Source organism: Bordetella sputigena, from assembly GCF_965137885.1.
Lineage (GTDB): Bacteria > Pseudomonadota > Gammaproteobacteria > Burkholderiales > Burkholderiaceae_B > Bordetella_C > Bordetella_C sputigena.
Map to the genome: position 1 here is coordinate 236165 of NZ_CBCSCA010000007.1, position 23562 is coordinate 259726.

Below are 23562 nucleotides of genomic sequence, written 5' to 3' on the forward strand. Positions count from 1 at the left end.
ATTCGTGCTACCAGCCTAAAGGTACCCCGATGATGCTCGCCAACCCCGCACAAAAATACCGTCCCTTCGCGCCGTTCAAGCAGGACTACGCCGAACGCACCTGGCCCAGCCGCCGCATCACCCAGCCGCCGATCTGGATGAGCACCGACCTGCGCGACGGCAACCAGTCCTTGATCGAGCCGATGAGCGTGGAACGCAAGCTGCGCTTCTTCGATCAGCTGGTCAAGATCGGCTTCAAGGAAATCGAGGTCGGCTTTCCGTCGGCGTCGCAGACGGACTTCGACTTCGTGCGCAAGCTGATCGACGAAAAGCGCATTCCGGACGACGTCGTCATCATCGTGCTGACGCAGTCGCGCGAAGACCTGATCCAGCGCACGGTGGAAGCGGCCGCGGGCGCGCGGCGCGCGATCGTCCACCTGTACAACGCGGTGGCGCCGGCGTTCCGCAAGATCGTCTTCAATATGAGCAAGGACGAGATCCGCAAGATCGCCACCACCGGCACCGAGCTCGTGAAAGCCGCCGTGGCCCGCCGCCCTGAAACCCAATGGGGCTACCAATACTCGCCCGAAGTGTTCAGTACGACCGAACCGGAGTTCGCGCTGGAAGTGGTCGACGCGGTCAGCGCCGTCTGGCAGCCGACGCCGGCGAACAAAATGATCGTCAACCTGCCGGCCACGATCGAGGCGACCTCGCCGAATCTGTACGCCGACCAGATCGAATGGATGCACCGCAACATGGCTCGCCGCGACAGCATCGTGCTGAGCGTGCATCCGCATAACGACCGTGGCACCGCCGTCGCCGCCGCGGAGTTCGCCGTCATGGCGGGCGCGGATCGCATCGAAGGCTGCCTGTTCGGCAGCGGCGAGCGCACCGGCAACGTGGATCTGGTCACGCTGGCGCTGAACCTGTATACGCAGGGTGTGCACCCCGGCCTGGACTTTTCCGATATCGACGAAGTACGCCGCTGCGCCGAATACTGCAACCAGCTGCCCGTGCATCCGCGCCATCCCTATGCGGGCGATCTGGTCTTCACGGCGTTCTCCGGCTCGCACCAGGACGCCATCAAGAAGGGTCTTGCGCAACAGCAACCCGACGCCGTATGGGAAGTCCCCTACCTGCCCATCGACCCGGCGGACCTGGGCCGCAGCTACGACGCGGTAATCCGCGTCAATAGCCAGTCCGGCAAGGGCGGCGTGTCCTATCTGCTGGAACAGGAACATGGCCTGGTGTTGCCGCGCCGCCTGCAGATCGAATTCAGCCGCGCGATCCAGCGCGTCACGGACGAAACGGGCCGCGAGGTCACGGCGACCGACGTCTACGATATTTTCAAGCGGGAATATCTGGACCAGAAGGCGCCCTGGAAGCTGATCGGCCATCGCATCGTCGGCGATCCGTCGGCGGCGGAATCGCGCCATTTCCGCGTGGAAGCGGATGTCGAGGTGGACGGTGAGCGCCGCACGATCAGCGGTGAAGGCAACGGCGCCATCTCAGCCTTCGTGGCTGCGCTGGGCATGCCGGCGCGCGTCATGGATTACCACGAACACGCGATAGGCGCCGGGTCGGACACCCGGGCGGCCAGCTATATCGAGGTACGCGTGGGCGATTCGGCCACGGGGTTCGGCGTCGGCGTCGATCGCGATATCGTGACGGCCTCCTTCCAGGCCGTGCTGTGCGCGGTGAACCGCCATCTGCGCGCCAACGCCGAATCGCAAGACGCGGCGTCCAAGGAAACGGTCGCCGCCTGAGGCGCGCGGACCGGATCCTACGAAGCGCCCCCGCCAGCCGCCAGGAAAAGCCGTGGCATTGGCTTTAACCCGCGGCGATGCGGGGCGTCGCCTTATAAGCGTAGGCTCAACGTATTCCGGCGCGCAGGAAGGACTGCACGAACTGGCGCTGGAACAGCAGGAAGGCGATCAGCAAAGGCGCGGCGGACAGCAGCGTCGCCGCGGTGATGACCGACCAGTCTATGCCCTGGTCGGTGGATGAAAACACCTGCAGGCCCACGGTCAGCGGACGCGTATTGACCGAGTTGGTAATGATCAGCGGCCACAGGAAGTTGTTCCAGTGGTAGCTGACCGACACCAGGCCATAGGCGATATAGGTGGGCCGCGCCAGCGGCACGTATACCTTCATCAGGATCTGCCAACCGTTCGCGCCTTCCACGCGCGCGGCTTCTTCCAGTTCGCGCGGGATGGTCTTGAAGGTCTGCCGCAGCAGGAAGATGCCGAAGGCCGAGGCGAAATACGGCAGGCCGATGGCGAAAACGGTATCGCGTATACCCAGCCAGCTCATGGTGCGGTAGTTCTCGACGATCAGCACGTCCGGCATCACCATCAACTGCAGCAGCACCAGCAGGAACAATGCATCGCGGCCGCGGAAGTGGAAACGCGCGAAGGCATAGCCCGCCATGGTCGACAGCACCAGCTGCGCCGCCAGCACCATGCTGACCAGCAAAAAGGTGTTCAGGAAGTAGCGTGGAAACGGCGCGGCGTCCCAGGCCCGCGCGAAGTTCTCCAGCGTCAGTGGCGCGAACAGGTCGAAGCGCGTGGCGTAGGCAGGCGGGTGGAAGGCAGCCCACGCCGCATAGAACAGCGGCAGTATCCACAGGATGCCCAGCAGCCACGCGCCGGCGGTATCGAGCCGCTTCATTGATAATGCGTCCTCTTGTCCAGCCAGCGGAACTTGAGCAGCGCGGCCAAGCCAAGCACGCCCAGCAGCACCACCGTCAAGGTGGCCGCGTAGGCGGTGTCCCAGAAACTGAAGCCCACCTGGTAGATGTAGAAAAGCAGCAGCGTGCTGGCGTTGTCGGGGCCGCCGCGCGTCATCACGACAACGTGGTCGATCAGGCGGAACGCGTTGATCAGGGCGTTGACGACGACGAACAAGGTGGTGGGCATGAGCAGCGGCCAGAGCACGCGCCAGAAGTACTGCCAGCGCGACGCGCCTTCCAGCATGGCGGCCTCGCGCAGCGAAGGCGATACGCCTTGCAGCGCGGCCAGATAGAAGATCATGAAAAAGCCGGCCTCTTTCCACACCGAGACCACCATCAACGCGGGCAAGGCGGTTTCGCGCGATCCCAGCCAGTTCACGCCGGGCAGGCCGAAGGCCTGCATGACCTGCGCGATCAGGCCGTACTGGGGGGTGTAGAAGAACAGCCAGATGTTGGCGACGGCCACCATGGGCAGCACGGTGGGCGTGAAATAGGACAGGCGCAGAAAGCCGCGCCCGGCCAGTTTACGGTTGACCCACAGCGCCATCGCCAGGGCCAGCGCGACGGCGGCCGGGACGGTGCCCAGGGCGAACCACAGGTTGTTCCACAGCGCCTGCCAGAACACCGGGTCGTCGCGCATGGCCCGGTAGTTATCCAGGCCGACGAATACCGCGGGCCGGCGGCCCTTGGGCGTGGAAAAGAAGCTATGCCACAGCGTGGCGACCGCGGGAAAGTGCGTGAAGGCGGCCAGCAGCACCACCGCCGGCAGCAGCAGGAGCCAGGCGTGGACCGCCTTCATCCGCTGCGCCGCCGTGGCTGGCGCGACCGGCCGCGCGCCGGCGTTGCCGGCGCCCGCCACTTTCAAGGAGCGAGCCACGCGCACGACAAACTCACCGGTAAGGCTTCAGGATGCGATCCGACTCGCGTTGCGCGTCGGTCAGCGCCTGCTGCGCCGGCTTGGCGCCGGTCAGGATGGCTTGCAGCGCGTCGTTCAGCACCTTGGTCACGCGCTGGTTCTCATGCGTGGAAAACTCCGCCACGCTGACGGCGAGCTGGTCGCGCGCCACGGCGGCGGCCGGTACTTCCCGCGCGTATTGCTTCATCTTGGGCGTGTCCCACGCCGCGGGGGTGACCGCGACGTAGCCAGTGGCGATGCTCCAGTCGGCGGCGCGCTCGGGTGAGGTGGCCCATTGCGCGAACTTCAGCGCGGCCTTCTGCTGCGCCGGCGTGCCGCTCTTGAAGATATAGAAGTTGCCGCCGCCGGTGGGGCTGCCGCCGCGCACCTTCCTGGGCATCATCGCAACGCCGAAGGGGAAGCTGGCATTCGCGCGGATGTTGGTCAGGTTGCCCGTCGTGGTCCACACGATGGCGGCCTTCTTCTCCAGGAAGTCCTTGGGCGTGGTACCCCACTCGATGGTGCCCGTGGGCATCGCGCCATGCTTGACCGACAGGTCGCGCCAGAATTGCGCGGCTTCCACCACCGCGGGCTTGTCCAGCATCACCTGGTTGCCGGCTTCGTTCATCAGGATGGCGCCGTTGGGCGTGGTCAGCGCCTGGAACAGCCAGTAGGCGAAGGCGCCGCCCGAGGGGATTTCCAGGCCCCATTGCGTGACGTTGCCGGAGGCATCCTTCTTCGTCAGCTTGACCGACGCGTCGACCAGTTCCTGCCAGGTCGCCGGCGGATGCTCGGGGTCCAGACCCGCCGCCTTGAACAGGTCCTTGTTGTAGTACATGACGATGGTCGAACGCTGGAAGGGCACGCCCCAGACATGGCCGCCAGTGCGGCTGTTCTGCATGAAGGCGTCATAGAAGCCGCCCAGCCAGGCCTTGCCGGCCGCATCGTTGGCCAGGCCGTCGATGGGCACTACGGCGTCTTCGTCGATCAGCGTATACATATCGGTGGACAGCAGCACCGCCAGCTGCGGCGGCTGGCCGCCCTTCATCGCCGTCAGCACCTTGGCGATGGAGTCCTGGTAGGTACCCGCATACACCGGTTTGATGTTGATGTCCGGATTTTCCTTGTGGAAGTCCGCCACCATGGTGTCGATGATCTTGGTGATGGGACCGCCGACCGCCACGGGATAGTAGAACTCCACGTCCACGGCCTGCTGGGCGTGAACGGGCAGGGCAAACAGCGCGCCGGCCATGATGGCGGCAAGGCTTTTCAATACGGTGCGTCGCATAGTGGCTTCCAGGTGGGGAGAGGGCATGGGGAAACGGCAAGGCCCTGGGCGTCGAAGAAATGCTGGCATTCGGGCGCCCAGTCCAGGTGGACGCGGTCGCCGGCGGCGACGGTAGCGTGTCCGGTCAGGCGCACGGCGATGCCGGCGTTGGCGCCGACGGCGCAGGTGACGATGGAATCCGCGCCGAAATATTCCACGCCTTGCACGATGGCGGCGCGACCCTGCGCGGCCAGCCGGATGTGCTCGGGCCGCACACCCAGGCGCGCCGCATTGGACGGCGCGCCGAGGACCGCGGGCTCGCCCGTGCCGGCCACCACATGCGTGCCGCCGACGTTATCCAGCAACAGCAGATTCATCGGCGGCGTACCGATGAAGCGCGCGGCGAATTCCGTGGCGGGCCGCGCATACAGCGCGTCGGGCGTGTCGCACTGCTCGACCGCGCCGTTGCGCAGCAGAACGATCTGGTCGGCCATGCTCATGGCTTCGGTCTGGTCGTGCGTCACGTAGACCATGGTGATGCCCAGCTGGCGCTGCAGCGAGCGGATCTCGCGGCGCATATCGTGGCGCAGCTGCGCATCCAGGTTGGACAGCGGCTCGTCCATCAGGCATACGGGAGCTTCGGAAATCACCGCGCGGCCCAGGGCGACGCGCTGTTGCTGGCCGCCGGACAACTGCGCCGGCTTGCGGTCCAGCAGTTTTTCCAGCCCCAGCAGTTCGGCCACGCGAGCCAGTCGGCGCGCATGGTCGGCGCGCGGCTCCTTGCGCACTTTCAGTCCGAACAGGATGTTCTCGCGCACGGTCAGGTGCGGAAACAGCGCGTACGACTGGAACACCATGGCGATGCGTCGCTGCGCCGGCGGCAGATGCGTGACGTCGCGGCCGCCGATCAGGATGCGGCCCGAGGTCGGCGTATCGAGGCCGGCGATCATGCGCAGCGTGGTGGACTTGCCGCAGCCGGACGGCCCCAGCAGCACCGTGAAGCTACCCGCCGGCACGGTGAGATCGATGTCGCGGACCGCCGCGATACCGACCGCCGCGGTGTCGACCGCCGCGGTATCGACCGCCGCGGTATCGGTGTACCGCTTCGTCAGCTGTTCCAGAACGATGGCTGCCATTTCCCCTCGGTCCTCGTCTGCGACCGGCCTATTTTGACTGCAAACGTGGCGTGCATGAAATCCTTTTCATTGTGCAGTGCGAACATGACGGGACCGTTGCAGCGGGGCGCGCCGATCGCCGTCATTCGTCGATCAGGCCGCCGTCCTCATGGAAGGGATAGGGCCCGGCATAGTCGCCGATGTAGGCCAGGTGGCTGACCAGTCCGCCGTCGCGCCATTCGTGCAGCATGTAGGCCGGCGGCTCCATGACAAAGGCCGAAGGCGCGTCCGGGCGCAGGTCCAGCGCCACCTGGTGGGCCGGACTGGGGCAAGTGGACGCGATGGTGCCGGCATAGCGACGGTAGATGCTGCGATGCAGATGGCCGCACAGGATGCGTTCGACGTTGCCGTGCCGGCCGATGATGCGCGCCAGTTCATCGGCGCCCTGCAACAGGCCGATGGCATCCATATGCCCGATGCCGGTGGCGAATGGCGGATGGTGCATGGCCACCACCGTCGGCCGCGCTGGCTGTTCCGCCAGGCGTCCCGCCAGCCAGGACAGGCGGCGCGCGCACAGCGCGCCATGGCTCTGCCCTGGGACCACCGTATCCAGCACGATGATGCGCATGGGATAGTCGTCGACGACATACTGCGCGTAGCCATCGCAGCCGCGCAGCGAAGGATGTTCGACGAACACCTCGGCCAGTACGCCGCGGTCGTCGTGATTGCCAGGCAGCAGCAGATAGGGCGTCTGGAGCGCGTCCAGCATGTGTTTCAGGTGCGCGTACTCGGCGGGTCGGCCGAAATCGGTCAGGTCGCCGGAAATGATCACGATATCGGGCCGCGGACGTTGCGCGTTTATGGCGGCGACGGCGGGCGGCAGATAGGCATCGGTGGCCACCACGCGATAGGCCTTCTGGCCGGGCAGGCGGATGTGCAGGTCACTGAGCTGGGCAATAAGCATGTCTGGTACGGCAAGCGTCCTGGGTAAACAGCATGGGTGGATGGTGGTATCGGTGGAACATCAGGCCGGCAACGGCCGCGGCAGCTTCACCGCGACGCGGTCGCCGATGGCATGCGCGCTGTCGGCCGGCGCCATGACGGGAAACACCTGGCCGTCATCCAGGCGTATCTCCAGGCGCACGGCCGAGCCCAGGAAGAAGCGCGCGACGACGCCGCCGGCCAGGACGCCATCGCGCGCGGGCTGCAATTCGGTTTCGTGCGGCCGAAAGGCGATGTCCGCTTCGCCGGGCACCAGCATGCCGTCGCGCAGGCCTGCCCTGACGCGGCACAGCGTGCCCAGGAAACCGCCGACGAAGGCAGTGGCCGGCGCGCGATACAGCGATTCCGCGCTGCCGGTCTGCTCCAGGCGGCCGGCCGACATGACCGCGATGCGGTCGCCCAGCATCATGGCTTCTTCCTGATCGTGCGTGACGATGACCGTGGTGATCGCCAGCTCGCGCAGCAGCTGCGCCAATTCGACGCGCAGCTGCTCGCGCAGCTTGGCGTCCAGCGCGGTCAGGGGCTCGTCCAGCAGCAGTACGCGCGGCTGCATGGCCAGCGCGCGGGCCAGCGCGACACGCTGGCGCTGGCCGCCGGACAGCTGGCCGATGCGCCGTCCGGCGTATTCGCCCAGGCGCACCAGATCCAGCATCCGCCGCACGCGGTCATCGCGCTCGGCCGCCGGCATGCCGCGCACGCGCAGGCCGTAGCCCACGTTGCCCGCCACCGTCATGTTGGGAAACAGCGCGTAGTTCTGGAAGACCACGCCGACGCCGCGCGCTTGCGGCGGCTGCGCGGTCACGTCTTCGTCGTCGAAGCAGATGCGGCCACCGGCGTCAGGCGACTCCAGGCCGCACATCATGCGCAACAGGGTGGTCTTGCCGCAGCCGGACGGACCGAGTAGCGCGAGCGTGGTGCCGCCTTCCACTTCGAGATCGACGGGATGCAGGGCGCGCGTGCCGTCGGGCCAGGTCTTGGCGCATTGCCGCAGGGTGATGGCGACAGGCGCGGTCATGGCGCTTCCTTGGTGGTGAACGCGGAAGAAGGCACGGTGGAGAAGCGCGATGGCCGACGGCGCGCGGCCGCGCCGTCGGTGGCTGTCGCGCGTCCGGCGAACCATTGCAGGCCCAGCAGCAGAGGCATGATCATCAGCAGGAATACCAGGGTATAGGCCGAGCCCACTTCCAGACGCATGGACGCATAACTGTCGGCCAGGCCGACGGGCAAGGTCTTGGTCAACGGGGTGTGCAGCAGCCAGGTCAGGTTGAACTCGCCCACCGAAAGCGTCAGCACGGTCAGCGCGCCGGTCAGGATGCCCGGCATGGCGTTCGGCACGACGATGTGGAAAAAGCGCTGCGCGCGCGTGGCGCCCAGCGTGGCGGCGGCCTCGTCCAGCACGGCCAGGCCGGCCAGCGTCATGCTGGCCCGCGCGGCGCGCACCATGAAAGGCAGCGTGAACAGCACGTGGCCGATAACGATGAAGGCGACGCTGCCGCGCAGCGCGCCGTAGGAGCCCCAGGAAACGATCAGCGCCAGCGCGGTCGCCAGGCCCGGCACCGCCACCGGCAGTGTCAGGAGCGCTTCGAAAGCGCCGGCCAGGCGGCCGCGATGCGCGCTCAGCGCCCAGGCGGCCGGCACGCCGACGACCAGGCAGGCCGCCAGCGTCGCCAGCGCCACGGCCAGCGACCGCCACACGGTGTCCGAATACAGATCCCACACCTGTTCCACCCAGCGCAGCGTCAGGCCGCTGGACAGACCGACGAAACCGTTGCGGGTCAGGCCCGCGAGGACGGACATGACGACGGGACCGATCAGGAAGGCGGCGATGGCCAGCGTCGCGCACAGGCCCAGGCGGGATTCAAGCTTGGATGGCCGCATGGACGTCCTCGAGGCGGGTTTGCATAGTCATTGCGTACTCCCATTGCGCAATCGATCAGGCCGCCGCGCCGGCGCGTTCGCCGGACAGGCTGTGGGCCAGGTACAGGATCGCCCACGTGACGCCGCCCAGCACGATGGACAGCGCCGCGGCGACAGGGATGTTGGCGTAGTTGGTGAACTCGTTGTAGATGGTGACGGGCAGCACGTCGATCTGCGTGCCCAGCGTGAACACCGTGCCGAAAGCGCCCATGCTGGTGGCGAAGCACATCGCGCCCGCGGCGGCCAGCGCGGGTCGCAGCGCGGGCAATTCCACGTCGATGAAACGCCGCCACGCGCCGGCCCCCAGCGTGCCTGCCGCCTCCAGCATCGCCGGATCCACCTGCGAAGCCGCCGCCGCCACCATGCCTATGGTACGGGGCAGGGAAAAGTACAGATAGCCCAGGAACAACCCCGCCATGCCGTAGGCGAACACCAATGGCTCGCCGGTAAGCCAGCGCGACACCGTACTGGCCATGCCTTGCCGGCCGGCCAGCAGAATGATCAGGAAGCCCACGACCACGCCGGGAAAGGCCAGCGGAAAGGTGAGCATGCCCATCAGCAGCCCACGCCCCGGGAAGCGCGGATGCGCCGCCAGGAAACGCCCCGCCGGCAGCGCCACCGCCAGCGTGGCGATCGACGCCGCCAGCGATAGCGCGGCCGTATTGAACAGGCTGCGCCAGTACTGCGCATGGGTGATGACGGTCCAGTAGGCGCTGGCGCCGTCGCGCTCGCTGAATCCGGTGACCGCCAGGCGCGCCATCGGCAACAGCCAGAACGCCAGGAACAGCGCCGCGGCGGGCGCGGCGAAGCTCATCCAGCCGCGGCGCGCCATGTCAGTTCACTTCCTTGGCATAACGCTCGGAGAACGCCCGCTGCACCGCGGCCATCTTGCCGTAGTCCACGGTGCCGGCGCGCGCGTACTCCGACGCGGGCAGGAACTTCTTCTGCGCTTCGGGCGATACGGCGCTGGCGCGCACCGGACGCAAATAGGCATTGGCCCAGATGGCCTGGCCTTGGTCGGACAGCGTAAAGTCCAGCACCTTGCGGCCGTTGTCCGCGTGCGGCGCATTCGCCACCAGGCTCATGACGTACGGCACGGCGATGGTGCCTTCGCTGGGGATGACGAACTGCACATTGGCGCCATCCTTGTACCTGGCGCGATAGGCGTTGAAGTCGTAGTCGACCAGGATGGGAATCTCGCCCGACAGCACGCGCGCATAGGCGGTCTGCTTGGGCACGATGGGCTCGTTCGCGCGCATTTTCTTGAACCAGTCGAGCGCCGGACCGAAGTTGTCCAGGCTGCCGCCCATGGCCTGGTTGACCGCCACCGCGCCGACATAGCCCACGAAGGCCGACGCCGGATCCAGGTAGCCGACCATGCCGCGGTATTCCGGCTTGAGCAGGTCCTGCCAGGAGCGCGGCACGGGCTTGCCGTGCAGGGCATCCACGTTGACCATGAAGCCCAGCGTGCCCGAATGGATGGCGAACCATTTGCCATCGGGGTCCTTCATGCCCGCGGGAATATCGTCCCAATGCGCGGGCTTATAGCCCTGCACCAGATTGTCCTGCACGGCCTGGATGCCGAAGGTGACGCCCAGGTAGACGACGTCCGCCACCGGGTTGGCGCGCTCGGCGGCCATGGACGCCAGCGCCTGGCCGGAGTTCTTGTTGTCGCCCGGCACCTGGATGCCGGTCTTTTCCTTGATGGCCTTGAGCTGCGTGCCCCAGTCCGCCCACTCGGGCGGGCAGTTGTAGCAGACGGCATTCTGCGCGTGCGCGGCGGCGCCCACCAGGCCCATGGCCAGGACAGCGGCGCGCAAAGCCTTGTTCAGCAGTTGCGGCATTTCTTTATTCCTTGATCGGAGGACGGGAAGAAGCGGCCGCCACGGTGCGGCCGGTAATCAATCGATGGGGCAGGCGCAGCGACACGCCGGATTCGCCGCGCAGGCGCGCCAGCAATTGCGAGCAGGCGTGCGCGCCGATGTCGCGGCTGGGCTGCTCGACGGTGGTCAGCGGCGGCACCATCAGCGCGGCGAAGTGCATGCCGTCGAAGCCGCATACCGACAGGTCCTCCGGCACGCGCAGCCCAAGCCCGCGCAGTTCGGCGATCACCGATGCGGCCAGCAGATCGTTGGAGCAGAACAGCGCGGTGGGCGCCGGACGTGCCTGCAATGCCCCGTGCAGCAGACGGGCATCGGCCGCCGTATGCAGCGGCATGGAAAGATGCACGGGCTCCGGCAGGCCCAGTTCGCGGGCGCAGGCGCGCGCGCCCTGCAGGCGGCGCCGCGCGCGATCCGAGGCCGACAACGGCCCGGTCACCAACGCGATGCGGCTGTGCCCTTCACCGGCCAGCCAACGCACCATATCGCGCGCGGCCGCCATGTTGTCCACCGATACGCAGGGATGGGAGGGCGATTCGTTATACGCCAGCACATAAGGCAGGCCGTCGTCCGCCAGCTCGCGCAGGATCGCGCTGCGCGCGGCGTTGGTGACCGTCAGCAGCAGCCCTTCCACTTGATGGTCCAGCAGGCTGCGCACCGCGGCCGCTTCGCGCGCCGCGTCGTAGCCGGTGGTCGTGACCATGATGCTGTAGCCGTTGTCATGGGCCCAGGCCTCGGCGCCTTCGAAGCATTCCGCGAATACCGGATTGCACAGCGTGGGCAAGGCCATGCCCAGGGTGCGCGTGCTGCCGGAACGCAGGCTGCTGCCGACGCGATTGGGCCGGAAGCCGAATTCCCGCGCCACCTGCTCGATGCGCCGCAAAGTGTCGGGGCGTAGCAATTCAGGCCGGTTGAAGGCGCGCGACACGGTGGCGGGTGACACACCGGCGTCACGCGCGATATCCAGAATCGAGGGCCGGTGCAGGGGTTTGCTGGCCACGGGCGGCGGTCTCCGCGTGTTGAAATCGTTTTCACTTTAGGCGCCGCGCATGACACCGATATTGCAGCGCGGCATGCGCGTTGCACGTTTTTTTTCAGTTTCTTGCAAGCCCGCGCGTCGGCGACGGCGCCTTCGGGTGCTCCGGCGCGGGAATACACGAATGGTCTGGCCCCCCGGGGCTGGCACAATGACTGCTGGGAGAGGACGGCGGCCGCGGGCACGCGGCGCCGTGGCGAGGATGCGCTGCCGCGCCGTTGCACGGACGGCATGCGCCGGGGAAGTTATTGAATGGCTATGGTTCTGAATCGTTTGACGGCGCTGGATGCCGTCCGTATGTTGCAGCGGCGCGAGTTGTCCGCGGTGCAGTTGCTGCGCGCCTGTTTCGCGCGTATCGAGCAGCGTGAAGAGAGCGTGCACGCATGGGCGGTGCTGGACAAGGACGCCGCCCTGGCCCACGCGCAGGCGCTGGATAACGGCCCCATCACCGGCCCGTTGCATGGCCTGCCCTTTGGCGTCAAGGACGTCTTCGATACGCAGGAGCTGCCCACCACCTATGGGTCGGCGATCTACCGCGACCACCGGCCCGAAGCCGATGCCGCCGCGGTCACGCTTTGCCGCCAGGCCGGCGCGCTGGTGGCGGGTAAGACGATCAGCACCGAATTCGCCACCTTCCAGGCGCCGGTAACCCGCAACCCGCACAACACCGCCTATACGCCGGGCGGCTCATCCAGTGGATCGGCGGCCGCCGTCGCCGACTTCATGATCCCCTTCGCGCTGGGCACGCAGACCGCGGCGTCCATCGTGCGGCCTGCGGCCTATTGCGGCGTGGTGGGATTCAAGCCGACCTTCGGCAGCATCCCGCGCGACGGTGTGAAGAGCCTGGCGCCTTCGCTGGACACGGTGGGCTGTTTCACGCGCACGGTGGGCGATGCGGGATTGGTCGCTTCGGTGCTGATGGCAAAACCGGAATTGCGCCGGCTGGACTATGACGGCCCGCCGCGCATCGGCATCTACCGTACGCCGCAATGGCGCCACACGCTGCCCGAAACACGCGACGCGATGACGCAGGCCGCGGAAACGCTGGCGCGCGCCCGCGCCGTCGTCCAGGAGGTCGACCTGCCGCCGGAATGCTGTGCGCTGGTGCAACTGCAATCCGACATCATGACGTATGAAGCTTCGCGTTCGCTGGCCATGGAGCGCGAGCGCTACGCCAGCCAGATCAGTCCTGGCCTGCTCGCCTTGCTGCACGGCGGCGATACGATCGATGAGGCGCGGCACCAGGCGAATCTGCAGCGCTCACGGGATCTGTATGGGCGCGTCAGCGGCTGGTTCGAACGCTTCGACGTGCTGCTCACGCCTAGCGCGCCGGGCGAGGCGCCGTTTGCCGACCAAGGCACGGGCGACCCCTTGTTCGGCCGGGTCTGGACCATGTTCGGTTTACCTTGCGTGCATCTGCCTTTCGCGACGGGACCGCACGGACTACCCGTCGGCTTGCAAGCGGTGGGGCGCAAGGGTGATGACCACCGCCTGCTGTGTATCGCCAAGTGGATGCACGACAAGTTGCGGCCACAGGCGTGACCGTCGCGGCGGTCGCCGCATGCACGCGTCACATCGTTGATGCGTGACATGCGACGCGCGATGCCTTGTACACGGTACTTCAATACCCTACGGTCAGGCCCGGCAAATCGACGGTGATGCGAGAACGGCCCAGCGCCAGGGCCGCATAGTGGGCGAACTCCTGGGCGCGGGTGGCGTCCACCGCCAGCAGTTCATAGCCCAGCGCATCGGCCACGCCCAATATCTTGTCCAGCAGCAGGACCTTGCCGCTGGGTCGCAGCGGCTCGCAGCCGAAAGCCTCCCAGTTGTGGTCGAACCATTCGCGCGCGCGGGCCGCGCCTTCGGGCGTGGGGTCCACCTGGGTTACCAGATGGACCGCCCTGCGGGCATCGTAGAGGATGGAAACGTCTGCGCGCATGTAGGCTCCTTGGGCCGTGCGGTCGCGGCGACCGTGGATCACCAGGACGAGGCCGATTCCCAGGTGACGTTCACGCCCTTGTCCAACGCTTTCTTCATCAGATCGAGCAGGGGATAGGCACGCTGCTGCAAGCCTACGGGCCGCGACATCGGATGCGTCGCCGGGGCGTCTGGATCGTTGTCCTTATCCTGGTCCTCGGGGTGCTTGGGCGCCAGCGCCACCGCTTTTTCGATGCCGGCGATGGCCTGCTGCAATTGGTCGGGCGTGAACACGCCGCGCTCAGGAAAGCCATCGGGCAGGGACTTGCCCGCTGCCTTCAGCAGGGGTGCGGCGTGGTCCGAAAGCATTAACACTTCCGAGCCGGCCTTCGAACGGAACGAGATGAGCATGGTGTGATTCCAGGGTCTTTCACTAGAGACGAATTCGTACACTACCCCAACACGGCGAGACTGCCAATCGCATGCTAGGGCCTGTCGAAACAGGAGGCCGGCATGGGTGGATGGGTAACGGCGGCCGTGGCGGCGGCCGCGGTGGCAAACGAGGCGATCGGCGCAATCGTGACCGCCGCGGCCAGGATCCCGCAGACGGTCGCCGCGATGACCGTGCTGGCGGCAGCGTTGGCGACCACGGATGCGGCTGGGCAGGTCTGCGGCCCCTCGCGCCTGGGACAGCCTTGCCCATCGGGCGGCACCGCCACGCAGGGCGCCATGGCGCCGGCGCTGAACCTGGGCGCGGGCAATCCGCTCCATCTGGTCACCGGCAACAAATACCAGCGCGAAGTGGACCTGCCCGCGCCGGCCGCCGGCGCCGGTCTGGAAATCGTGCGCCACTACAACGCCATGGATCCGCGCGGCGGGCCGCTGGGGCGCGGGTGGGCGTTGTCCTATGACACCCGCCTGTATGCGCATGCCGGGCGCGTGTTGGTGCAGATCGCGCAGGCCGATGGCAGCCGCGTCGATTTCCATTGCACCGCGTCCTGCCGGACGCTGCCGCCGGGGCTAGGCCGCCTGGAGCGCGCCGGCACCGCGCGCGACGACGACCGCCATCCGGCCTGGCATTGGCGCTGGCATTGGCCGGATGGGCGCGTACTCGACTTCGACGCCCGTGGATGGCTGACGCGCATCGGCGACGCCGGCGGCAACCATGTGCGCATCGTCGGCGCATCGAGCGCGGATGCGGCCATCACGGAAGTCGTCGATCAGGCCGGCGAAACGCTGCGCTTCGTTTACGAAGCCGGCCCCGAAGGCGCGCGTCTTTCGCGCATAGACACCCGCCACGGCGCCTACGGCTACACGCACGATGTTCCGTCCGGGGCCACCGCCTACCGCCTTGCCGCCGTCACCCATCCCGCGCGCTGGCGCAGGGAGTATGCGTATGAGCCTGACCTGCAGAGCGGCGATCCCTATCGGCTGACCGGCATCTCGTGGCGCATCGGACCGGATGCCGCGCCGTTGCGCACGCACAGCTGGGCCTACGACGCGCAGGGCCGCGCCGTGCTATCGACGCACGGTCCGCCCGCGTCCGCGCGCGACCGCGTGGAAATCGCTTACGTAGCCGCGCCCTCGGCCGACGGCGCGGCGGGACTCACGCGCGTACGCGCGGCCGGCGGCACGACGGATTTCCACACGGCCATCCGTGGCGGACGGCCCGTATTGCTGCGTGTGGCGGGCGCGGGCTGCCCCGGCTGCGCGGCGCCCGGCCTGCACGCCGACTACGACCCGCACGGCAAACCCACGCGGCTGAATCACCTGCATTTGGATCGTGACAATGAGAGCCGCCTGCTGCGGCTGCGCGACACGCGGTCCGGCTGGCCGGGCCTGTCGCTGTCCTTCGATGCATCGCACCCGCGCGGCCCCTTGACCGCGTGGTCGTCCGATGCCACGGGCGGCGAAACGCGCCAGCGCGACGACGCGGGCCGCGTCACGGAACGCCGCTACGCCAATGGCGATATCTGGCGCTATGCCTACGATCGCGAAGGTCGGCCGGTGGAGGTGGTCATGCGCTCCGCGGTGGGAGCCTTGCGCACCGTCATCGCCTGGCGGGGTACGGCGCCGATAAGCGTCGAGCATCCGCACGAGCGCGAAACGCGGCGCCATGACGATCAGGGCAGGTTGACCGCGCGCGCCGTTCATCGGCCGGCCTTGCATGCCGGCGATACCGCATATGGCTATCGCGAAGGCTATCGCCGGGATCGGCATGGCCGCATCGTCCGGCACGATCTGCCGGAAGGGGGCTGCCTGACGTATGCGTATGATGCCAGCGGCCGCATAAGCCGCATTGCGTGGCAGGATGGCCGTCATGCCCACGAGCTGCTGCGCGCGCTTGCGAGCGGTGGCTACAGGCATGGGAACGGGCTCCGTACCCTGGGCATGGTGCGGGATGGCGCGCTCGATGCGCTGGCGGTGGACGATCCCTCGTCACCGGGCCGGCCCCCCATCCTGCTGCAACGCCTGCGCTACGACGCGGGTGGGCGCATCGCCGGTGAGGAATTGCGGGTGGGGGATTGGCATGGCGCCTACACCTACGGGCGCGACGCGGATGGCCGGTTGGTGGCGGCCGACGCCACGGTGCGCAGGGATGGCCATGCCGATATGCAGCGGACGTGGCGTCATGCATGGGGCATGGCCGGCGATGCGCTTGCAATGCAGGACGGCGGCGGGACGCTGCCGCCGCGCCCACGACGCGATGCCAGCGGCCTGCCCGCGGCATATGGCGATCTGCGGCTGCACTATGGGCCGGATAGACGGCTGGCGCGCGTGACCGGTGCTCATGCTGTGGCACAAGACGCGGACGCACAAGCGCTTGCGCGCTATGCGCACAACGCCTACGGAGAGCGCATCCGTCGCCGCGCCGGCGGCCGTACGGAGGACTATTTATATGTCTCCAACCGGCTCGCGGCCATCGCCGCGCCGTTGCCGGAAGGCGGTGTCGGCGTCACGCGGCGCTTCGTCTATGCGGGCTGGGTGCCGATCGCCATGATCGTCTATCCACGACCGCGTCCATTGAACAACGCGGCTCGCGCGGGCAAGGCGGCCCGGCCAGGCGTTGCCGGCGCTCCGGTCTTCCATGCCATCCATGCGGACGCCATCGGCCTGCCGCACGCCGTCACCGACGCCAGCAGGCGGATACGCTGGCGCGCGCTGTGGTCGCCCACCGGCGCCGCCATCGCCGCCGAAGGCGACCTGGCCATGCCGCTACGCCAGCCCGGCCATGTCCACGATCCCGCGACGGGCCTGCACGACAACTATCTGCGCACCTACGATCCACGCGCCGGGCATTATCTGGAGCCGGACCCCGCGGGCCCGCGCCCCGACACCCAGGTCTACGGCTATGCCGATCAACAGCCGCGCCGCCACATCGATCCGCATGGATTGCTGCTGTTCGCCTTCGACGGCACCAGCCGCGACCTCGCGGAACGCACGAATGTCGGATTGATGAGAGGCTGGTACAGGGACGGCGCCATCTTCTACCATCGCGGGCCGGGTTTCGCGTCGCCGCGCTGGGTGGATTCCGCCACGGGAGGATCGTCGCCCACCATTCTCGAAACGCAATGGGCCGCGCTGCTGCGGCAGCTCTCATGGAATGGACGGGCCGACGTAGCGATCGACCTGCTGGGCTATTCACGCGGCGCGGCGCTGGCCCTGCACTTCAGCAACATGATCGCCGATCATCATCGCAATGGACGGTTCTGGACGCACGATCCGGTACTGGGCACGGTTACCGCATGCGTGGATCTGCGCTTCATCGGCTTGTTCGACACCGTTGCCCAGTTTGGCTTCCTGGGGTCGCGCGATGGGGACTACAACCTGGCCGCGTCCGCCGAATGGCGCTGGATCGCGCATGCCATCGCCTTGCACGAGCGCCGCGCCCTTTTCCCGTTGATCGTCCAGGCCGAAGGGACCGGGGCTGGCAACGGCACGACCGTCACGGCGTCCTTCATCGGCGCGCACGGCGACATCGGCGGCGGCTATCTGCCGCGCGGCGCCGATGCGGAAACCGCGCGCCCCGGCGGCGATCTGTCGGACGTCGCGCTGGCATGGATGCTCAAGCAGGCGGGACTGGCCGGAGCCGCCTTCGTGCCGCCACCGGAAGCATTCCAACGGGTCGACAATCCCATCGTGCACGATGAGCGCGGCCGCCGCGCCCGCGCGAACAACGAAGACCGCGCGGTGGGGGCTGCCGCGGGCGGCAGGCGGCCGCGGCGCCAGGGCCTGCATCCCGACTACGGCGATGCAACCCGCGCCGAGGTGGAAGCCTTCATCCGCCGCGTGGACGGCTGGGCGCATGGCGGCAATTCCGTCGTGGGCACGGTGGACATGGCGGGCTACCGGGAATGGCTGCGCCGGACGCTGGACCTGGACATCGCCCGATAACCGGCCCGCCCCCGGACCGCGGGAATGCCGCCGCGGCATCGCCGGATTGCGGCCGCGCTCGAGGCGCGCGCCAAGCGGCGGCGCGGCCGGCCGAGAAGCATCCGCCACCCGTGCGCGGCCCCCACCGGCGGGCTCCGCGGCGGGGCGGCGATGGACTAAATCACGGTATCATCCCGTAATTCGCGGCATTGCGTCCCGCCGCCTGTTTTCCCGTCTTTTCCGAGTCCCCATGCTCCCTGAGCAACAGCACCTTCTCGTTTCCCTGCTGCAAGACGCCGTCGGCACCCTGTTGCCCGAGGCGCGCCCCACCATCCTGCTGGAACGCCCCAAGGTCGCCGCCCATGGCGACGTGGCCACCAACGTCGCCATGCAAGTGGCCAAGGCGGCCAGGCGCAATCCGCGCGAACTGGCGCAGGCCATCGTCGACGCATTGGTCGCCGACGCGCGGGCGCGCGACATTGTCGATGCCGCGGAAGTCGCCGGCCCGGGTTTCATCAATATCCGCATCACCGCCGCCGCGCGGCAGGCCGTCCTGGCCGCCATCGCGCAACACGGCGACGCCTTCGGCCGCGCCGCGCGCCACGGCGAAAAGGTGCTGGTGGAGTTCGTTTCCGCCAACCCCACCGGGCCGCTGCACGTCGGCCACGCGCGCCAGGCCGCCCTGGGCGATGCCATCTGCCGTCTGTACGACGCCGCCGGCCATGACGTCACGCGCGAGTTCTACTACAACGACGCCGGCAACCAGATCCACAACCTGGCCATCAGCGTGCAGGCCCGCGCCAAAGGCATCGGCCCCGACGCGGAAGGCTGGCCGGAAGACGGCTACAAGGGCGAATACATCGTCGACATCGCCAAGGATTTCATGGCGGGCGCCGCCGTGCGCGCGGCCGACGGCGAAGAAACCGTCGCCACCGGCAACGTCGACGACCTGGACGCCATCCGCCGCTTCGCCGTCGCCTATCTGCGGCGCGAGCAGGACCGCGATCTGCAGGCCTTCGACCTGACCTTCGACAATTTCTTCCTGGAAAGCTCGCTGTACACCACCGGCCGCGTCGAACAGACCGTGGCCAGGCTGATCGCCAGCGGCCACACCTACGAAGAAGACGGCGCGCTGTGGCTGCGCACCACCGAGTTGGGCACCGGCGACGACAAGGACCGCGTCATGCGCAAGCGCGAAGGCGGCTACACCTACTTCGTGCCGGACGTGGCCTATCACGTGAACAAATGGGAGCGCGGTTACCACCGCGCGGTGAACATCCAGGGCAGCGACCACCACGGTACCGTGGCGCGCGTGCGCGCCGGCCTGCAGGCGCTGGACCTGGGCATACCCAAGGACTATCCCGCCTACGTGCTGCACAAGATGGTCAAGGTGATGCGCGGCGGCGAAGAGGTCAAGATCTCCAAGCGCGCCGGCAGCTACGTCACCATGCGCGACCTGATCGATTGGGTGGGCCGCGACGCCGTGCGCTATTTCCTGATCCAGCGCCGCGCCGACACCGAATTCGTATTCGACGTCGACCTGGCGCTGTCGCAAAGCGACGAAAACCCGGTCTACTACATCCAGTACGCGCACGCGCGCATCTGCTCCATGGTCGGGCAGTCGGGCGAAAGCGAACAGGACATCGCCGCCGCCGATACCGCGCGGCTGACCGCGCCGACCGAGTTCGCCTTGATGCAGCGGCTGGCGGAATTCCCCAACATCATCCAGCTCGCCGCCCAGGAACTGGCGCCGCATCACGTCGCCTTCTGGCTGCGCGACTGCGCCGCCGACTTCCACGCCTGGTACAACGCCGAGCGCGTGCTGGTCGACGACGTCGCCCTGAAACGCGCCCGCCTGCGCCTGGCGTCGGCCACCCGCCAGGTGTTGGCCAACGGGCTGGCGCTGCTGGGCGTTACCGCGCCCCAGCGCATGTAGGTTGCCATGGCCGCCGCACGCAAACCCCGCAAGACCGGCAAGTCCTCCAAGCGATCGTCCGAACGCGGCAGCACGCTGTACGGCGTGCTGACCGGGCTGCTGATCGGCCTGATCGTGGCCGCCGCCGTCGCCTTCTATGTGACGCGCGCCCCGGTACCCTTCGTCGATCGCGCCTCGCGCAACGCCGACCAGAGCCCCCTGCCCGACGTGCGCAACGCGCCGGACCCCAATGCCGGCCTGTACGGCCGCGACGGCGCGGCCGGCACCGCGCCCACCGGGCCGACGGCTACCCAGCCGCCCTCCGTGGCGGCCACGCCGTCCGCGCCGGAATCAGGATCCGGCCCGCAAGGCGCGGACGACCTGGGCGCGCTGATCGCCACGCTGCCCACGACGCCTGAACCGGCTGCGCGAGCCACCGAGAAATCCGCCGACCGGCCCGTCGAAAAAACGCCGGACAAGGCCGCGGCCAAGCCGCCCGCGGTGGCCAGCGCCAGTCCGTCCGCCTCTTCCAGCCGGGACCAGGCCAAGGATGGCGGCGGCAAATACTTCCTGCAGGCCGGCGCCTACCGTGCCGCCGACGACGCCGAAGCGCTCAAGGCCCGCATCCTGCTGCTGGGCCTGCCCGTCGCCGTGCAGCGCGCCGAGGTCAACGGCAAGCCCATCAACCGCGTGCGGGTCGGGCCTTTCGCCCGGCTGGACGATATGAACCGCGCCCGCACCCGGCTGGGAGAAAACAAAATCGAAGTGGCGGTGGTCCGCCAGTAAGGCGCGCCGCGGAACTCGTTTCCCGCGCGCCTGTCTCTACTGTCCTGGCGTTGCCGCGCCCACGGCTTGCACCGCCATGCCGCCGCATGCCGGCAGCACACTCCTTAGACCTTAACCTGGGATCCACACCGACATGTCCAAACTGCTTAGCCGCCTGCTGGCGGTCTCCGCCCTCGCCGCCACGGCCTTGTTCGCGCCCGCCAGCCAGGCCCAGGCTCCGCAGCCGGGCGCGCAGCCCTACCAGGTGGTGAATCCGCCCATCCCCAGCGACCACACGGGCAAGATCGAGGTCATGGAGTTCTTCGCCTATACCTGCCCCCACTGCGCCGCGATGGAACCGATGGTGGAAAGCTGGGCCAAGACGGCGCCCTCCGACGTGGTGCTGGTCCAGGTACCGGTGGCTTTCAACGCCGCCATGAAACCCCTGCAGCAGTTGTATTACACGCTGCAGGCGCTGAATCGGCCCGACCTGCACATCAAGGTCTTCAACGCCATCCATCAGGAACGCAAGCAGTTGTTCACCAAGTCCGCCATGGCGGATTGGATCGCGACGCAGGGCGTGGATCGCAAGAAGTTCGAAGAGGTCTTCGATTCCTTCTCCGTCAACACCCAGACCGAACGCGCCACGCAGTTGTCCAAGCAGGCGAACATCGACGGCACGCCCTCCTACCTGGTCGGCGGCAAGTACCTGACCTCGCCGGTCATGGCGGGCAACAGCTACCAGGGCGCCCTGGATGAAGTGAACAAGCTGATCCCGATGGCGCGCGACGGCAAATAGCCGATGCGCAACCGCCGCATGCCGGAGCCGATACGGCGATGCCGGACGTCCACACCCTGATCAGCTTCTTCGGCGTTGCGGCGCTGTTGGCGCTGTCGCCCGGTCCCGACAACCTGTTCGTGCTGACGCAGTCCGCGCTGTGGGGCCGTTCCGCCGGACTGATGGTGGTGCTGGGCCTGTGCACGGGACTGCTGGGCCATACGGCCGCCGTTGCGGTGGGACTCGCGGCGGTATTCGCCGCTTCTCCCCTGGCCTTCGCCGCGTTGAAATGGGCCGGCGCCGCCTATCTCGCTTACCTGGCCTGGCAAGCCTTCCGCGCACCGGCGGGCACGGTGGCCGGGACCGCGCCGCCCCGGCTTCGTCCCGCCGCCTTATACGCGCGCGGGATCGTCATGAATCTGACCAACCCCAAGGTCTTGCTGTTCTTCATGGCCTTTCTGCCGCAATTCGCGACCCCCGCGGCCGGGCCGGTCGGTCCGCAAGTCGTGGTATTGGGCGGCGTTTTCATGCTGGCCACCTTGATGGTGTTCGGCGCCATTGCGGTCTTTTCCGGGGCGGCCGGCGCGATGCTGCAGCGCTCGGCACGCGCCCGCCGCATGCTGAACATCGGCGCCGGCGTCGTACTCGCCGGACTCGCCCTGCGCCTGGCGACTTCGGTACGCTGACGGCCCCGGTGGCCATCACGACGCGGGCAAGGCCCCCGCGTGATCGAGCGCCCGCGCCAGGTCATCGATCAGGTCCGCCGGCGATTCCAGCCCGATATGCAGGCGCACCACGGCCGGCGCATCGCCCTGCCAATAGCGATGCCCGGCCAGATAGTCCGGCGATACCAGCTGCACCAGGCTTTCGAAGCCGCCCCACGAATAGCCGATGCTGAACAGCCGCAGGCTGTCGACGAACATGCGCGCCTGCGCGGGCGCCAGGCGCAGCGCCGCGGCCATCATGCCATTGGATCCGGTGCAATCGCGCCGCCACAAGGCATGGCCGGGATCGGAGGGCAAGGCCGGGTGATAGAGCCGCGCGACCTCCGGCCGCGCGGCCAAGAATTCGCATACTTGCAGGGCATTGCGCGCATGCTGCGCCATGCGCAGCGGTAGGGTGCGCACGCCGCGCAGCGCCAGCCAGGCATCGTCGGCGCTGATCGAATAGCCCATGGCGTACTGCGTCTTGTTGATGCGCTGCGCCAGCGCCTGGTCGTTGGTGACGACCGCACCCAGCATCAGATCGGAATGGCCGCCGACGTACTTGGTGCCGGCCACGACGGAAACCTGCGCACCCAGCGCCAGCGGCTGGTAGATGTAGCCCGAACCCCAGGTATTGTCGCTGGCCAGGATCAGCCCATGGCGGCGCGCTTTTTCCGCCAACGCCGGGATATCGAGCATCTCGAACAACAGCGACCCCGGCGACTCCACGTACAACAACCGCGTATTCGGCCGAACCAGCGCATCGATATCATCGTGGTTGGGCGCGAAATAGGTGATGTCGATACCCAACCGGCTCAGCACCGCGTGGTCCAGCGAATGCACGGGACCATAGACATTGTCGGCGACCAGCGCATGTTCGCCGGCCGAAAGCAGCGACATGAAAGCCAGCGTGATGGCCGACAGGCCCGACGGCGCCAGATAGCAATGCGTACCTTGCTCCAGATGCTTGAAGACATCTTCCAGCGCCACGTGGGTGTCCAGGCCCATGCGGCCATAGGCGACCACGCGTTCGCCGGCGGCCTTGCGGCGTTCCGCCTCTTCCAGCGCGGCCAGGCTCTGGAAACGCACGGTGCTGGTGCGCACCGGCGGCAGCCCCACCGGCGCGGCGCCGGTGACGGGGTCGAATTCAGCAATGCCGGTGTGCTGCAGCAGCGTATCGAGGTGCTTGGGATCGGAGGCCATGAGACATGAAAACGTGGGTTGCCGGTGCGCCTATGATGCCATTTTCGCGGCTGTCCTTCCGGACAACGGGCAAGGCCGGCGGCC

At 67.8% G+C, this 23562-nt stretch carries 20 protein-coding genes; 7 read left to right on the forward strand and 13 right to left on the reverse strand.

Annotated elements, in window-relative coordinates; genetic code table 11:
* Nucleotides 1-29 precede the first annotated feature (29 nt).
* Nucleotides 30-1745, forward strand: a complete 1716-nt coding sequence (gene leuA, locus ACNA0R_RS15795; protein ID WP_415826969.1) for a 2-isopropylmalate synthase — start codon at nucleotides 30-32, stop codon at nucleotides 1743-1745.
* Nucleotides 1746-1851: 106 nt separating this feature from the next.
* Here the strand turns inward: leuA and ACNA0R_RS15800 are convergent, their stop codons facing one another.
* The 10 genes from ACNA0R_RS15800 to ACNA0R_RS15845 all read right to left on the reverse strand — a co-directional run bounded on the left by ACNA0R_RS15800 (nucleotide 1852) and on the right by ACNA0R_RS15845 (nucleotide 11786).
* On the reverse strand, nucleotides 1852-2649 hold the full coding sequence (locus tag ACNA0R_RS15800; protein ID WP_415826970.1) for a carbohydrate ABC transporter permease: 798 nt from the start codon (nucleotides 2647-2649) through the stop codon (nucleotides 1852-1854).
* Nucleotides 2646-3509 (reverse strand): carbohydrate ABC transporter permease, encoded by an 864-nt coding sequence (locus ACNA0R_RS15805; protein ID WP_415827060.1) that lies wholly within the window; start codon nucleotides 3507-3509, stop codon nucleotides 2646-2648. Before ACNA0R_RS15805 ends, ACNA0R_RS15800 begins: the two co-directional genes overlap by 4 nt.
* 91 nt (nucleotides 3510-3600) lie before the next feature.
* Nucleotides 3601-4893, reverse strand: a complete 1293-nt coding sequence (locus tag ACNA0R_RS15810; RefSeq protein ID WP_415826971.1) for an ABC transporter substrate-binding protein — start codon at nucleotides 4891-4893, stop codon at nucleotides 3601-3603.
* Nucleotides 4875-6008, reverse strand: coding sequence for an ABC transporter ATP-binding protein (locus tag ACNA0R_RS15815; protein ID WP_415826972.1), 1134 nt, complete (start codon nucleotides 6006-6008; stop codon nucleotides 4875-4877). Before ACNA0R_RS15815 ends, ACNA0R_RS15810 begins: the two co-directional genes overlap by 19 nt.
* Before the next feature lie 121 nt (nucleotides 6009-6129).
* The gene (locus ACNA0R_RS15820; protein ID WP_415826973.1) at nucleotides 6130-6951 is read right to left on the reverse strand and encodes a phosphodiesterase; all 822 of its coding nucleotides are present in this window, start codon (nucleotides 6949-6951) and stop codon (nucleotides 6130-6132) included.
* 60 nt (nucleotides 6952-7011) lie between these two features.
* The gene (locus tag ACNA0R_RS15825; RefSeq protein WP_415826974.1) at nucleotides 7012-8004 is read right to left on the reverse strand and encodes an ABC transporter ATP-binding protein; all 993 of its coding nucleotides are present in this window, start codon (nucleotides 8002-8004) and stop codon (nucleotides 7012-7014) included.
* A complete protein-coding gene (locus tag ACNA0R_RS15830) occupies nucleotides 8001-8867 on the reverse strand; it encodes an ABC transporter permease (protein ID WP_415826975.1) in 867 nt (288 codons plus the stop codon). Before ACNA0R_RS15830 ends, ACNA0R_RS15825 begins: the two co-directional genes overlap by 4 nt.
* 55 nt (nucleotides 8868-8922) lie before the next feature.
* A complete protein-coding gene (locus ACNA0R_RS15835) occupies nucleotides 8923-9738 on the reverse strand; it encodes an ABC transporter permease (protein ID WP_415826976.1) in 816 nt (271 codons plus the stop codon).
* 1 nt (nucleotide 9739) lies between these two features.
* Nucleotides 9740-10750: an ABC transporter substrate-binding protein gene (locus ACNA0R_RS15840; RefSeq protein WP_415826977.1), complete on the reverse strand. Its 1011-nt coding sequence runs from the start codon at nucleotides 10748-10750 to the stop codon at nucleotides 9740-9742.
* Nucleotides 10751-10754: 4 nt separating this feature from the next.
* Entirely contained in the window at nucleotides 10755-11786 is a 1032-nt protein-coding gene (locus tag ACNA0R_RS15845; RefSeq protein ID WP_415826978.1) for a LacI family DNA-binding transcriptional regulator, read from the reverse strand.
* A gap of 294 nt (nucleotides 11787-12080) precedes the next feature.
* Here ACNA0R_RS15845 and ACNA0R_RS15850 point away from each other — a divergent pair, with 294 nt between their 5' ends.
* Nucleotides 12081-13364, forward strand: coding sequence for an amidase (locus ACNA0R_RS15850; protein WP_415827061.1), 1284 nt, complete (start codon nucleotides 12081-12083; stop codon nucleotides 13362-13364).
* Nucleotides 13365-13443: 79 nt separating this feature from the next.
* On the opposite strand, the gene ACNA0R_RS15855 is transcribed toward ACNA0R_RS15850, so the two are convergent.
* Both ACNA0R_RS15855 and ACNA0R_RS15860 read right to left on the reverse strand, forming a co-directional pair.
* Nucleotides 13444-13761, reverse strand: coding sequence for a hypothetical protein (locus ACNA0R_RS15855; RefSeq protein ID WP_415826979.1), 318 nt, complete (start codon nucleotides 13759-13761; stop codon nucleotides 13444-13446).
* A 38-nt stretch (nucleotides 13762-13799) separates the two neighbouring features.
* Complete coding sequence (locus ACNA0R_RS15860) at nucleotides 13800-14150, reverse strand: DUF1840 domain-containing protein (RefSeq protein WP_415826980.1); 351 nt, start codon at nucleotides 14148-14150, stop codon at nucleotides 13800-13802.
* 102 nt (nucleotides 14151-14252) lie between these two features.
* On the opposite strand from ACNA0R_RS15860, the gene ACNA0R_RS15865 reads away from it, so the two are divergent.
* The 5 genes from ACNA0R_RS15865 (at nucleotide 14253) to ACNA0R_RS15885 (ending at nucleotide 22257) form a co-directional block, all read left to right on the forward strand.
* The gene (locus tag ACNA0R_RS15865; RefSeq protein ID WP_415826981.1) at nucleotides 14253-18134 is read left to right on the forward strand and encodes a phospholipase effector Tle1 domain-containing protein; all 3882 of its coding nucleotides are present in this window, start codon (nucleotides 14253-14255) and stop codon (nucleotides 18132-18134) included.
* 229 nt (nucleotides 18135-18363) lie between these two features.
* Nucleotides 18364-20049, forward strand: a complete 1686-nt coding sequence (gene argS / locus ACNA0R_RS15870; protein WP_415826982.1) for an arginine--tRNA ligase — start codon at nucleotides 18364-18366, stop codon at nucleotides 20047-20049.
* Between the two features lie 6 nt (nucleotides 20050-20055).
* Nucleotides 20056-20814 (forward strand): SPOR domain-containing protein, encoded by a 759-nt coding sequence (locus ACNA0R_RS15875; RefSeq protein ID WP_415826983.1) that lies wholly within the window; start codon nucleotides 20056-20058, stop codon nucleotides 20812-20814.
* Between the two features lie 133 nt (nucleotides 20815-20947).
* The gene (locus ACNA0R_RS15880) at nucleotides 20948-21592 is read left to right on the forward strand and encodes a thiol:disulfide interchange protein DsbA/DsbL (protein WP_415826984.1); all 645 of its coding nucleotides are present in this window, start codon (nucleotides 20948-20950) and stop codon (nucleotides 21590-21592) included.
* 38 nt (nucleotides 21593-21630) lie between these two features.
* Nucleotides 21631-22257: a LysE family translocator gene (locus ACNA0R_RS15885; RefSeq protein ID WP_415826985.1), complete on the forward strand. Its 627-nt coding sequence runs from the start codon at nucleotides 21631-21633 to the stop codon at nucleotides 22255-22257.
* Nucleotides 22258-22272: 15 nt separating this feature from the next.
* On the opposite strand, the gene metC is transcribed toward ACNA0R_RS15885, so the two are convergent.
* Entirely contained in the window at nucleotides 22273-23478 is a 1206-nt protein-coding gene (gene metC, locus ACNA0R_RS15890) for a cystathionine beta-lyase (protein ID WP_415826986.1), read from the reverse strand.
* Between the last annotated feature and the right edge of the window lie 84 nt (nucleotides 23479-23562).